Raw genomic sequence first — 13,034 nt, 5'->3', positions numbered from 1 at the left:
TAGATGGTAATTTAATTTTTCTTAAATTTTACTTAAAAATCTATTGACTAAATAAAACTCAAGTTGTATAATAAGACAAATATTTAAATCAGGAGGTTCTGAAGATGAAAAAGTCTAAAGCCAAGTATGCAACGCTTGCAGGTGTCGTATTAAGTGCAGGTATTTTATTAAGCGCGTGTGGAAATTCCAGCACAGCGTCAAAAACATATAACTATGTTTATACTAGTGATCCGTCTAGTTTGAATTATCTAGCAGAAAACCGTGCAACAACTAATGATATCGTGGTTAATTTGGTAGATGGGCTCATGGAAAATGACCAGTATGGGAACTATATCCCATCCTTGGCAGAGGATTGGAGTGTATCCAAGGATGGTCTGACCTATACCTACAAACTGCGTAAAGATGCTAAATGGTATACTGCAGATGGAGATGAATATGCTCCTGTAACTGCCCAAGATTTTGTAACTGGCTTGAAATATGCGGCTGATAAAAAATCAGAAGCCTTGTACTTGGTGCAAGAATCCGTTGCTGGTTTAGATGACTATATCACTGGTAAAACAACAGACTTTTCAACTGTTGGAGTTAAAGCACTTGACGACCAAACGGTTCAATATACCTTGACACGACCAGAATCTTACTGGAATTCAAAAACAACGTCAACCATTCTCTTCCCAGTCAATGCTGATTTCTTGAAATCAAAAGGGGATGATTTTGGGAAGGTAGACCCATCTAGTATTTTGTACAATGGACCTTTCTTGATGAAATCCTTTGTTTCAAAATCTGTCATCGAATTCAAGAAAAATCCTAGCTACTGGGATGCTAAAAATGTCTTTGTAGATGATGTGAAATTGGCCTATTATGATGGTAGTGACCAAGATGCACTAGCTCGTAACTTTGTCGAGGGAGCTTATAGTTATGCTCGCCTTTATCCAAATAGTTCAAGCTTTGAAGGAATTAAAGAAAAGAATAAGGACAATATCATCTATAGCTTGCAAGATGCTACTTCTTACTTCTTAAACTTTAACCTAGATAGAAAATCTTATAAATTCACTTCAAAAACAAGTGATGCTGAAAAGAAATCGACTCAAGAAGCGGTTCTTAACAAAAACTTCCGTCAAGCCATCAACTTTGCATATGATCGTACAGCTTACGGGGCTCAATCTCAGGGAGAAGATGGTGCAACTAAGATTTTGCGTAACCTAGTCGTTCCTCCAAACTTCGTAAGTATCAACGGAAAAGACTTTGGTGAAGTAGTAGCCTCTAAGATGGTGAATTATGGTAAGGAATGGCAAGGAATCAACTTTGCGGATGCCCAAGATCCATACTACAATGCTGAAAAAGCTAAAGCTAAATTTGCAGAGGCTAAGAAAGAACTCCAAGCTAAAGGAGTCCAATTCCCTATTCACTTGGACATGACAGTTGACCAAGCTGCTAAAAAGGGTGTCCAAGAGGCAAACTCTATGAAGCAATCTATTGAAGCAGCCTTAGGTGCAGAGAACGTTGTAATTGATATTCAACAACTCACTACTGAAGATTATGACAATACAAGCTATTTGGCTCAGACTGCTGCTCAGAAAGATTACGATCTATATAACGGTGGTTGGGGATCTGACTATCAAGATCCATCAACTTATCTTGATATTTTCAATGTGAAGAGCGGTGGAGTGTTGCAAAATCTGGGTATAGAGCCTGGTGAATCTAATGATAAGGCTAAGGCTGTTGGACTGGATATCTACACTCAAATGCTGGAAGAAGCCAATAAGGAGCAAGATCTTGCAAAACGCTATGAAAAGTATGCTGAGATCCAAGCATGGTTGGTAGATAGCGCTTTAGCGATTCCAAATATTTCTAAGGGGGGAACACCAGTATTGAGAAAAACAGTTCCTTTCTCAGAACCATATTCATTAGCTGGTAATAAAGGTATTGAATCATATAAATACCTCAAAGTACAAGATAAGACAGTCACAAAAGAAGAATATGAAAAAGCCAAAGAAAAATGGCTGAAAGAAAAAGAAGAATCCAATAAAAAAGCCCAAGAAGAATTGGCAAAACATGTAAAATAAGGATTTTTCAAGAAAAACGATGGTTTCGAAAGAAGCTGTCGTTTTTTATATAGTTTGAAACTATAACTAGCTCTTGAAAAGAAGAAAATGAGTTGATGAAAATAAGTGGTACAATAGTTACTATAGATTTGGAGGTATTGTATGAGCAAGGAATTACACATTAACACAATTTTGGCCCAGGCGGGTATCAAGTCAGATGAAGCGACAGGAGCTTTGGTGACACCGATTCATTTTTCGACGACTTATCAGCACCCAGAGTTTGGTCAGTCTACTGGATTTGACTATACGCGCACCAAAAACCCAACTCGCAGTAAGGCGGAAGAAGTCTTGGCGGCTATTGAGTCCGCAGACTATGCCCTAGCGACTAGCTCAGGTATGTCAGCTATTGTACTGGCCTTTAGCGTCTTTCCAGTAGGAAGTAAGGTCTTGGCTGTCCGTGACCTTTATGGTGGTTCTTTCCGCTGGTTCAACCAAGTGGAGCAGGAAGGCCGTTTCCATTTTACCTATGCCAATACAGAAGAAGAGTTGATTGCCGAGTTAGAAAAGGACGTGGATGTTCTCTATATCGAAACCCCAACCAATCCCTTGATGTTGGAATTTGATATCGAAAAACTAGCCAAATTGGCTCATGCTAAGGGTGCCAAAGTGGTGGTAGACAATACCTTCTACAGCCCTATCTACCAACGTCCGATTGAAGATGGAGCAGATATCGTTCTCCATTCAGCAACCAAGTATCTAGCAGGTCACAATGATGTTTTGGCTGGAGTGGTTGTGACCAATAGTTTAGAACTATACGAGAAACTCTTTTACAATCTCAATACGACAGGGGCAGTCTTGTCTCCATTTGACAGTTATCAATTGATTCGTGGTCTCAAGACCTTATCTCTTCGTATGGAGCGCTCAACATCCAATGCCCAAGAAGTGGTTGCCTTTTTGAAGGATTCTCCAGCAGTTAAGGAAGTTCTCTACACTGGTCGTGGGGGCATGATTTCCTTTAAAGTAGCCGATGAAACACGCATTCCTCACATTTTGAACAGCCTCAAGGTTTTCTCTTTTGCCGAAAGTTTGGGTGGGGTAGAAAGTCTCATTACTTATCCAACGACGCAAACTCATGCTGATATTCCAGCAGAAGTGCGCCATTCTTATGGTTTGACAGATGACCTATTGCGTTTGTCGATTGGGATTGAGGATGCTAGAGATTTGATTGCAGATTTGCGCCAAGCCTTAGAAGGATAAGATAAAGATGGGAAAATATGATTTTACAAGCCTGCCCAACCGTTTAGGGCACCATACCTATAAATGGAAAGAAGCAGAAACGGATAGTGAAATCCTACCAGCTTGGATAGCGGATATGGACTTTGTAGTCTTGCCTGAAATCCGCCAAGCTGTGCAAACTTACGCTGATCAACTGGTTTATGGCTATACCTATGCCAGTGAAGAGTTAATTAAGGAAGTTCAAAAGTGGGAAGCAACACAACACGGTTACCACTTTGACAAAGAGGCTCTTGTCTTTATCGAGGGTGTGGTACCAGCCATCTCAACAGCTATTCAAGCCTTTACAAAAGAAGGCGAGGCAGTTCTGATTAACACACCAGTTTACCCACCTTTTGCTCGCAGTGTCAAGTTGAATAACCGCAGATTGATTACCAATTCTTTGGTGGAAAAGGATGGTCTGTTTGAGATTGACTTTGACCAATTGGAGAAGGATTTGGTAGAAGAGGATGTGAAACTCTATATCCTCTGCAACCCTCATAATCCTGGTGGACGTGTGTGGGAAAAGGAAGTGTTGGAGAAGATTGGCCAGCTCTGTCAAAAACATAGTGTTTTCTTGGTTTCAGATGAGATTCACCAAGATTTGGCCCTCTTTGGTCACAAACACCATTCTTTCAATACCATTAATCCTGCCTTTAAAGAATTTGCTATCGTCTTAAGCAGTGCTACTAAAACTTTTAACATCGCTGGAACAAAAAATTCCTATGCAGTCATTGAAAATCCTAAGTTGAGAGTGGCTTACCAGAAACGCCAGTTGGCTAATAATCAACATGAAATTTCAGGCTTGGGTTATCTGACGACAGAAGCTGCTTATCGCTATGGGAAGGATTGGCTAGAGGAACTCAAGCAAGTCTTTGAAGACCATATTAATTATGTGGTAGATTTATTTGGAAAAGAGACTAAAATCAAGGTCATGAAGCCGCAAGGAACCTACTTGATTTGGCTTGATTTTTCAGCCTATGACCTGACTGATGAAAGATTGCAAGAGCTGTTGAGAAATGAAGCCAAGGTTATCCTCAACCGTGGTTTGGATTTTGGAGAGGAAGGGAGTCTCCATGCCCGTCTCAATGTAGCTATGCCGAAGTCAGTACTAGAAGAGGTTTGCCAACGCATCGTGACCACTTTTGCTAAACTTTAAAAATCCAGCCTTCTAGGAGAAAAGTATCCTTAGAAGGCTATTTTCATAGGGGAAAATATGGTATAATAAAAAGATAAGGTAAAGGTAAAAATATGGCTAAATTGATTCCGGGGAAAGTCCGTATCGAAGGCGTTGCCCTTTATGAAACTGGTAAAGTTGACATCATCAAGGAAAAGAATAATCGGCTCTACGCTCGCGTCGCAGAAGAAGAACTGCGCTATAGTTTAGAGGATGATTTGGTTTTTTGTGCCTGCGATTTTTTCCAAAAGAGGGGCTACTGTGTGCATTTGGCAGCTCTGGAGCATTTTTTGAAAAATGATGAGCGTGGCCAAGAAATCTTGCAGGGTCTTGAAGAAGGTCATGAAGAAAAAGAAGCCGTTGAAACCAAGGTGACCTTGGGTGGTAAATTTTTGGACCGAATCTTGTCTCCAAAAGCAGAACGTGCCTATGAATTATCGGCTGTGGGACAAGTGGAAGCAGGAACCAATCGTATCTTGTGGACTCTGAGAATCGGGCAAACCAATAGTCAAAAATACTATGTCATTCGGGATATTCCGCTCTTTTTAAAAGTCGTCGAGAAGAGAAAACCTTATATGATTGGAAAAACTTATGAGGAATCTCTGTCTTTGGAAGCCTTTGATGAGGCAAGTCAAGAGCTTCTGGCTTTTTTGCGGGGACTAACGGAGGAAGGACTTAGTCCAGATCTTTTTTTCCAAAACCAGGGTCGGCATCTCTTTTTTCCTCTGACCTTTTTTGAGCAGGGTGTGAATTTACTGATGACCTTGCCGCATTTTCAATTTGACCATCAAGTAGATAGCTACCAAACCCTGATTTTTCAGGATTTGCATGCGGGTGCTAATCTATTTGCCTTTATAGTAAAAGAATACTCGGATTATTTTGAAATGGAAATCAGTGAGAGTCCTAGAGTCAATGTCTTTTATCAGGGAGCCGTACTTTTCCATAAAGGACAGGTTTATTTTCTAACAGACCAGCAGATACGTCTTCTCAAGGAAATCAAAGCGTTGCCTTTGGATCAGCATGGAAAGAAATACTTGCAATTTGATAGCAGTGACCGCGATAAATTGGCTTCCTGTTTAACTCTTTTTAGCCAGATGGGGACCGTTTCAGCTCCAGAACGTCTACATATCAAAACTTTTGAACCCTCTTTTTACTTTGATAGGGAAGAAGACAATCGGATTCGTTTAGAAATTCAGTTTGATTATGGAGACAGGAAGGTATCTAGCCGACAAGAGCTAGAAGAATTACCTTTTTCGAGTGATGCTGACTTAGAAGAAAGAGTTTTCCAAGTCTGTTTGGCAGCTGGATTTGAAGCAGACTTTCAATCTTGGCGTCAGGCCTTAAAAGCCGAGTCTGTTTATCATTTCTTCCATGACATCATTCCAGTTTTTGAAAAACTCGGGAATGTTGATCTATCAGACAAGCTAGAAGAAATTTATAGCCTAGCAAGCCCTCAAGTGCAGATTGCTTCCAAGGGAGGTCTCTTGGAAATCCAGTTTGATTTTCAAGATATTGCCCAAGAGGAAATTGACCAAGCCATGCAGGCCTTGGTTGCCAATCAAGATTTTTACATTGGTGCGTCCAATCAAGTCTACTTTTTCGATGAAGAAACCAAGAAAATTCGCCAAAATCTACAGGAACTGGGGCAGTTTGAATTAAAAGATGGGGCCTTGCAGGCTCGAAAATCTTTGGCTTATAGTTTAGCCCATCTCTTTGAAGGACGAGATCGTGTTTCTTTTTCACAAGAATTCCAGAATCTGGCCCAGGATTTGACGCATCCAGAGGACTTCCCTAGACAAGCAACTCAGGTTCAGGCTGATTTGCGAGATTATCAGGAAAAGGGAATTCGTTGGTTGCAAATGCTCTATCATTATGGTTTTGGTGGGATTTTGGCTGATGATATGGGACTTGGTAAAACCCTGCAGACCATTGCTTTTTTGACCAGTCAAGTGTCAAAAGAAAGTCGGGTCTTGATTTTAGCTCCGTCAGGTTTAATCTATAACTGGGCAGATGAGTTTCAGAAATTTGCCCCACAGTTGGATGTGGCTGTTGTTCATGGTTTGAAAGCTAATCGTGAAGAGATTCTTGCTGAGAGCCATCAAATCTATGTGACCAGCTATGCTACCTTCCGTCAGGATAGTGATCTTTATCAGGGGATGGCCTTTGACTTCCTTTTCTTAGATGAAGCTCAGGTCATGAAAAATTCCCAAACTAAGATTGCCCAGACCTTGAGACAATTTGTGGTGCCGTCAGTCTTTGCCTTGTCAGGAACTCCTATTGAAAACCATCTGGGTGAGTTGTGGTCTATTTTCCAAATCGTCATGCCAGGACTTTTGCCAAGCAAGAAAGAATTTATGAAATTACCAGCTGAGCGAGTAGCTCAGTTTATCAAGCCTTTCGTGATGCGGCGCAAGAAAGAAGAAGTTCTGACTGAATTGCCAGACTTGATTGAAGTGGTTTATAAAAATGAACTGGAAGATCAGCAAAAGGCTATTTACCTAGCCCAGCTACAACAGATGCGTGACCGTCTGGCTCAAGTGTCAGATCAGGAATTTCAGCGAAGTCGGGTGGAAATCTTGTCTGGTCTGATGCGCTTGCGCCAAATCTGTGACACCCCTGCCCTCTTTATGGAGGATTATCAGGGTGCCAGTGGTAAACTGGATAGTCTCCGAGACCTGCTGGTACAGGTGGCAGACGGCGGACACCGTGTCTTGATTTTCTCACAGTTCAAGGGAATGTTGGAGAAAATTGAACAAGAAATGCCAGACTTGGGCTTGACTTCCTTTAAAATTACCGGTTCGACCCCAGCCAAGGAAAGACAAGACATGACCAAGGCCTTTAACCAAGGAGAAAGAGATGCCTTTCTGATTTCCCTTAAGGCTGGTGGTGTCGGTCTGAATCTGACAGGTGCTGATACGGTTATTTTGGTTGACCTTTGGTGGAATCCTGCGGTGGAAGCGCAAGCCATTGGCCGTGCCCATCGGATGGGTCAGGAAGAAACGGTTGAGGTTTATCGCTTGGTGACCAAGGGAACCATTGAAGAAAAAATTCAGGAACTCCAAGAACAAAAGAAACATCTGGTGTCACAAGTATTGGATGGCACAGAGTCACGTGGCAGTCTGACCCTAGCAGAAATTAGAGAAATTTTAGGAATTTCTGAAGCCAGCACTTGAAAAATCAAGACAATACGCTATAATGAAGTGTTGAAAGGAAATAGAAAATGAGAGAAGAACGATTTCCATTAGTGTCAGATAATGAGGTCATGCTGACTGAGATGCCGGTTATGGACCTCTATGATGAGTCTGACTTTATCAGTAATATCAAGGGAGAATACCGTGATAAGAATTATCTGGAGTGGGCCCCTATTACTGAAGAAAGACCAGAAAAAACGATTGAAAAGCCAGTAGAGAAACCTAAGAAGGCTAGCTTAGGAGTAAAAAAAGAAGGAAAGAGCTATGCGGAGGTGGCGCGTGAAGAAGCGCGTGCGGACTTGAAAAAGAAACGCTCAGCAAGTTATCTGACTAAGGATATTACTCCTACAAGACGCCATTCTCAGCCAAGTCTAGTTAGACAGGGCAATCAACCTACAGCTCCTTTCCAAAAGGAAAATCCTGGTGAATTTGTCAAATATAGCCAAAAATTGACCCAGTCTCATTATATCTTGGCGGAAGAAGTGAACAATATTTCGACTCAAGCTGAGCCAAAAGAAACTTCAAGTCCAAAGAAAAACAACTATGATTTTCTGAAGAAGAGCCAAATCTACAATAAAAAGAATCAACAAAAAGAACAAGAACGTCAGGTGGCCCAAGAGTTGAATCTGACAAGAATTACGGAATAGGGGAGAAAACATGTCAAAGACATATCATTTTATCGGAATTAAAGGATCAGGGATGAGTGCCTTGGCCTTGATGTTGCACCAAATGGGGCATAAGGTACAGGGATCAGATGTTGAAAAGTACTACTTTACTCAACGTGGTCTTGAGCAGGCAGGGATTACTATTCTTCCTTTTGATGAAAAGAATCTAGACGGTGATATGGAAATTATCGCTGGAAATGCCTTTCGTCCAGATAACAATGTCGAAATTGCCTATGCAGACCAAAATGGCATTAGCTACAAACGCTACCATGAGTTCCTAGGTAGCTTTATGCGCGACTTTGTTAGCATGGGAGTAGCTGGAGCACATGGAAAAACTTCAACTACAGGTATGTTGTCTCATGTCTTGTCTCATATCACAGATACTAGCTTCTTGATTGGAGATGGGACCGGTCGTGGTTCAGCCAATGCCAAATATTTTGTCTTCGAATCTGACGAATACGAGCGTCACTTTATGCCTTATCACCCAGAATACTCTATTATCACCAACATTGACTTTGACCATCCAGACTATTTCACAAGTCTAGAGGATGTTTTCAATGCCTTTAACGACTATGCTAAACAAATTACCAAAGGTTTGTTTATCTACGGTGAAGATGCTGAATTGCGTAAGATTACGTCTGATGCTCCGATTTATTATTATGGTTTTGAATCAGAAGGTAATGACTTTGTTGCTAGTGATCTTCTTCGTTCAACAACTGGTTCAACCTTCACAGTTCATTTCCGTGGTCAAGAATTAGGGCAATTCCATATTCCAACCTTTGGTCGTCACAATATCATGAATGCGACAGCCGTTATTGGATTGCTTTACACAGCAGGATTTGATTTGAACTTGGTGCGTGAACACTTGAAAACTTTTGCTGGTGTTAAGCGTCGTTTCACTGAGAAAATTGTCAATGACACGGTGATTATCGATGACTTTGCTCACCATCCAACAGAAATTATTGCGACCTTGGATGCGGCGCGTCAAAAATACCCAAGCAAGGAAATTGTTGCAGTCTTCCAACCGCATACTTTTACAAGAACCATTGCCTTGTTGGACGAATTTGCCCACGCTTTGAACCAAGCGGATGCTGTTTATCTAGCCCAAATTTATGGATCTGCTCGTGAAGTAGACCATGGTGATGTTAAGGTAGAAGACCTAGCCAATAAAATCAATAAGAAACACCAAGTGATTACTGTTGAAAATGTTTCTCCACTCCTAGACCATGACAATGCTGTTTACGTCTTTATGGGAGCAGGAGATATCCAAACCTATGAATATTCATTCGAGCGTCTCTTGTCTAACCTGACAAGCAATGTTCAATAGGAAGTTCTCATGGAAATTCCAATTAAAATCATTCGGGCAAGTAAGTCTGATTTAACTGAGATAGAGGCACTTCAGGCCTCATCTTTTCCAGCTGAAAAGCAGCAACCTTCCCATATTTTAGAAGAAAGTATCCGTAAGTGTGCGGATACCTTTCTTCTAGCTAGGGATGAAAATCAGCTTCTGGGCTATGTTCTAGGCGATCCTCAGCCACATAATCCGCAATGTCTAGAAATGCATTCTTTAGTCATTGACTCTGGCCATCAGAGACAGGGCTTGGGCACGCTTCTTCTTGCGGCCTTGAAAGAGGTGGCGATTGAGCTGGATTACAAAGCTATTCGTTTGAAGAGTCCTGATGAGTTGCTATCCTATTTTGAAATGAACGGTTTTATTGATGAAGAAACTTCCCTTTATGCAGCTAGCCAGGGTTATAGTATGATTTGGTTTAATCCTTTTTACCTGGAGGTACAATGAAGATCAGGCAAGCAAAATTAGAAGATTTGGATCGGATTGTCGAGATTGAACTAGAAAATTTCTCACTTGAAGAAGCCATTCCTCGCTCGGTTTTTGAAGCTCATTTGCGAAAAATTCAGACCTCCTTTCTGGTTGCAGAAAAAGAGGGCAGAATCATGGGGTATATAGAAGGGCCAGTTGCCCCTCACCGCTATCTGCAAGACCAGTCTTTTACAGAAGACATAAAAGACTATAGTCATGAACGGGGTGGCTATATCTCTGTGACCTGTCTCTCTATTGCCAAGGAAGCACAGGGCCGTGGACTTGGTCAGAAATTACTAATAGCCTTGAAAGAGTTGGCTCTTGAACACGAAAGAGAAGGTATTAACCTAACCTGTCATGACTATCTCATCTCCTACTACGAAAAACATGGATTTGTCAATGAAGGCCAGTCCCAATCAACCTTTGCAGGAGAAACATGGTATGATATGGTCTGGGACGCTAAAAAATAAGCTAGAAAAGCATGCTAGGTTGCTTTTCTTTCGTTTTTAAGATATAATATTATGGATTGTCAACGAGGAGGATAAACTTTTGAGTGAAAAAACAAGAGAAGACGAAAAATTAAGCTTTAAAGAGCAAATTTTACGTGATTTAGAGAGAGTAAAAAAACAAGATAGAAGTGAGCAAGAAAACGAGATTACAAGTTTTGAAACTCCTTCATCTCAAGAAGATTCAGTAGTTCCTTCAACTCAGGAACATGAACCTTCAGCAGAAGAGTTGATGGCTAATTCTCTTTCTGTTGTGGATCAAATATTAAAGAATGCTCCTAGTGTTCCGTTACGTTCAAATGATATTTCGGATGAAATTGCAGCAAATGAAGAAGTTGCAGAATCTAAAGTTGAAGCGGCTGCTGAGCCTGTAGTTGAACCTGTAGAACCTATTTTTGAGCCAGTTCAACCAAAAGTAGAACCTGTAAAACTTAACGAAGACAAAGAATTTAACGAGATTCCAACAAAGGTTGCGGTGTCGTATAAAACAAGTAGACAACAGGAAGAAGTTAGTACTCCTGCAGTGGATAATGAGCTATCTGAGTCAGCTGAATCGGCAGATAGCCTAGGTTCAGTTCCTAGACGTAGTCGCCGTGAGACAGTTAAACCAGTTAAGAAGAAAAAATCACATTTGAAGGCATTCTTCATTTCTCTACTGATTTTCCTTGTCTTGATTTCGGCAGGTGGTTACTTCGGTTACCAGTATGTTCAATCATCTTTATTACCAGTTGATGCAAATTCTAAGGAATATGTAACGGTTCAAATCCCAGAGGGATCAAATGTCCAAGAAATCGGATCAACTCTTGAGCATTCTGGTGTGATTAAACACGGTGTGATTTTTGCTTTCTATGCAAAATATAAGAATTATTCAGATTTGAAGGCTGGATATTACAATTTGCAAAAGAGCATGAGTACAGAGGATATCATTAAGGAACTCCAAAAAGGTGGTACTCCTGAACCTCAAGAACCTTCACTTGCAGATTTGACCATTCCAGAGGGATATACAATTGAGCAAATTGCCCAAACTGTAGGCCAATTACAAGGTGAATTTAAAGAACCTTTGACAGCGGAAGCTTTCTTGGCTAAAGTGCAAGATGACAACTTTATCAGTCAAGAAGTTGCTAAATATCCAAATCTACTCGAAAGCTTGCCAACGAAAGAAAGTGGAGTTCGTTACCGTTTGGAAGGTTATCTTTTCCCAGCGACCTACTCTATCAAGGAAAGCACAACTATTGAAAGTTTGATTGATGAGATGCTGGCAGCTATGGATAAGACCTTGACTCCGCACTATAGTGCAATCAAGTCTAAAAACTTGACAGTCAATGAATTGCTAACAATTGCTTCACTTGTTGAAAAAGAAGGTGCTAAGACTGAAGACCGTAAGTTGATTGCAGGTGTCTTCTACAATCGTTTGAACCTTGGTATGCCACTTCAAAGCAATATTGCAATCTTGTATGCCCAAGGGAAACTTGGCCAAAATATCAGCCTAGCAGATGATGCTGGAATTGACACATCGATTAATTCACCATACAATGTTTATACAAAACCTGGTTTGATGCCTGGTCCAGTAGATAGTCCAAGTCAGGACGCGATTGAAGCAAGTATCAACCAAACTAAGAGTGAGAACCTCTACTTTGTAGCCAATGTTACAGATGGTAAAGTCTATTACGCAGTTACTCAGGAAGAACATGATCGCAATGTAGCTGAGCACGTTAATAGTAAACTTACTCAAAATAGTAGTTCAAACTAAGACTACAAACTTGAGAATCTCAGATAGAGATTCAATACTATCGAAAGAAAGTTGAGAAATATGGCAGAAAAAACATATCCTATGACCCTTGAGGAAAAGGAAAAACTTGAAAAAGAATTAGAAGAATTGAAATTGGTCCGCCGACCAGAAGTGGTAGAACGCATTAAGATTGCCCGTTCATACGGTGACCTTTCTGAAAATAGTGAATACGAAGCAGCTAAGGATGAACAAGCCTTTGTCGAAGGACAAATCTCTAGCTTGGAAACAAAAATCCGTTATGCTGAAATCGTTAATAGCGACTCAGTTGCCCAAGACGAAGTAGCGATTGGTAAAACAGTCACTATCCAAGAAATTGGTGAGGATGAAGAAGAAGTTTATATTATCGTAGGTTCAGCCGGTGCGGATGCTTTTGCAGGTAAGGTTTCAAATGAAAGCCCAATTGGACAAGCCTTGATTGGCAAGAAAACAGGTGACACAGCAACCATTGAAACACCTGTTGGTAGCTATGATGTAAAAATCTTGAAGGTTGAAAAAACAGCCTAAGAGCAGAAAAAAGGAGTGGGGAGGCAATGCGCTTCACTCACTCCTTTTTCCATTTTAAATTGAATTGGA

The 13,034-nt window shown here is 40.8% G+C and carries 10 protein-coding genes; all 10 read left to right on the top strand.

Features of this window, described 5'->3' with window-relative positions:
• The first annotated feature begins 104 nt into the window (after positions 1–104).
• The 10 genes from CBI42_RS07565 to greA all read left to right on the top strand — a co-directional run bounded on the left by CBI42_RS07565 (position 105) and on the right by greA (position 12,965).
• Positions 105–2,063 carry a peptide ABC transporter substrate-binding protein gene (locus CBI42_RS07565; protein ID WP_094753657.1) on the top strand — a complete coding sequence of 653 codons (1,959 nt, stop codon included), beginning with the start codon at positions 105–107 and terminating at the stop codon, positions 2,061–2,063.
• A gap of 141 nt (positions 2,064–2,204) precedes the next feature.
• Positions 2,205–3,299, top strand: a complete 1,095-nt coding sequence (locus CBI42_RS07560; RefSeq protein WP_004269779.1) for a cystathionine gamma-synthase — start codon at positions 2,205–2,207, stop codon at positions 3,297–3,299.
• Positions 3,300–3,306: 7 nt separating this feature from the next.
• Entirely contained in the window at positions 3,307–4,473 is a 1,167-nt protein-coding gene (locus tag CBI42_RS07555) for a MalY/PatB family protein (RefSeq protein ID WP_094753656.1), read from the top strand.
• A gap of 92 nt (positions 4,474–4,565) precedes the next feature.
• On the top strand, positions 4,566–7,664 hold the full coding sequence (locus CBI42_RS07550; RefSeq protein WP_094753655.1) for a DEAD/DEAH box helicase: 3,099 nt from the start codon (positions 4,566–4,568) through the stop codon (positions 7,662–7,664).
• 47 nt (positions 7,665–7,711) lie between these two features.
• Entirely contained in the window at positions 7,712–8,329 is a 618-nt protein-coding gene (locus CBI42_RS07545) for a cystathionine gamma-synthase (RefSeq protein ID WP_094753654.1), read from the top strand.
• Positions 8,330–8,339: 10 nt separating this feature from the next.
• A complete protein-coding gene (gene murC, locus CBI42_RS07540; RefSeq protein WP_094753653.1) occupies positions 8,340–9,674 on the top strand; it encodes a UDP-N-acetylmuramate--L-alanine ligase in 1,335 nt (444 codons plus the stop codon).
• A 9-nt stretch (positions 9,675–9,683) separates the two neighbouring features.
• The gene (locus CBI42_RS07535) at positions 9,684–10,145 is read left to right on the top strand and encodes a GNAT family N-acetyltransferase (protein ID WP_094753652.1); all 462 of its coding nucleotides are present in this window, start codon (positions 9,684–9,686) and stop codon (positions 10,143–10,145) included.
• Positions 10,142–10,636: a GNAT family N-acetyltransferase gene (locus CBI42_RS07530; RefSeq protein ID WP_094753651.1), complete on the top strand. Its 495-nt coding sequence runs from the start codon at positions 10,142–10,144 to the stop codon at positions 10,634–10,636. The genes CBI42_RS07535 and CBI42_RS07530 overlap by 4 nt, the downstream gene beginning before the upstream one ends.
• A gap of 79 nt (positions 10,637–10,715) precedes the next feature.
• Entirely contained in the window at positions 10,716–12,422 is a 1,707-nt protein-coding gene (mltG, locus tag CBI42_RS07525) for an endolytic transglycosylase MltG (protein WP_094753650.1), read from the top strand.
• A gap of 60 nt (positions 12,423–12,482) precedes the next feature.
• Positions 12,483–12,965, top strand: a complete 483-nt coding sequence (gene greA, locus CBI42_RS07520) for a transcription elongation factor GreA (RefSeq protein WP_000818768.1) — start codon at positions 12,483–12,485, stop codon at positions 12,963–12,965.
• The last annotated feature ends 69 nt before the right edge of the window (positions 12,966–13,034 follow it).

Source organism: Streptococcus sp. KR, from assembly GCF_002238115.1.
In the GTDB taxonomy this organism is placed as follows: domain Bacteria; phylum Bacillota; class Bacilli; order Lactobacillales; family Streptococcaceae; genus Streptococcus.
Note: the sequence above shows the minus strand (reverse complement) of the source record. Positions and strands in the feature narration are given on the sequence as shown.

Coding starts and splice junctions, on each gene's coding strand:
- CBI42_RS07565 (WP_094753657.1), top strand. CDS start 105: ATGAAAAAGTCTAAAGCCAAGTATGCAACGCTTGCAGGTGTCGTATTA.
- CBI42_RS07560 (WP_004269779.1), top strand. CDS start 2,205: ATGAGCAAGGAATTACACATTAACACAATTTTGGCCCAGGCGGGTATC.
- CBI42_RS07555 (WP_094753656.1), top strand. CDS start 3,307: ATGGGAAAATATGATTTTACAAGCCTGCCCAACCGTTTAGGGCACCAT.
- CBI42_RS07550 (WP_094753655.1), top strand. CDS start 4,566: ATGGCTAAATTGATTCCGGGGAAAGTCCGTATCGAAGGCGTTGCCCTT.
- CBI42_RS07545 (WP_094753654.1), top strand. CDS start 7,712: ATGAGAGAAGAACGATTTCCATTAGTGTCAGATAATGAGGTCATGCTG.
- murC (WP_094753653.1), top strand. CDS start 8,340: ATGTCAAAGACATATCATTTTATCGGAATTAAAGGATCAGGGATGAGT.
- CBI42_RS07535 (WP_094753652.1), top strand. CDS start 9,684: ATGGAAATTCCAATTAAAATCATTCGGGCAAGTAAGTCTGATTTAACT.
- CBI42_RS07530 (WP_094753651.1), top strand. CDS start 10,142: ATGAAGATCAGGCAAGCAAAATTAGAAGATTTGGATCGGATTGTCGAG.
- greA (WP_000818768.1), top strand. CDS start 12,483: ATGGCAGAAAAAACATATCCTATGACCCTTGAGGAAAAGGAAAAACTT.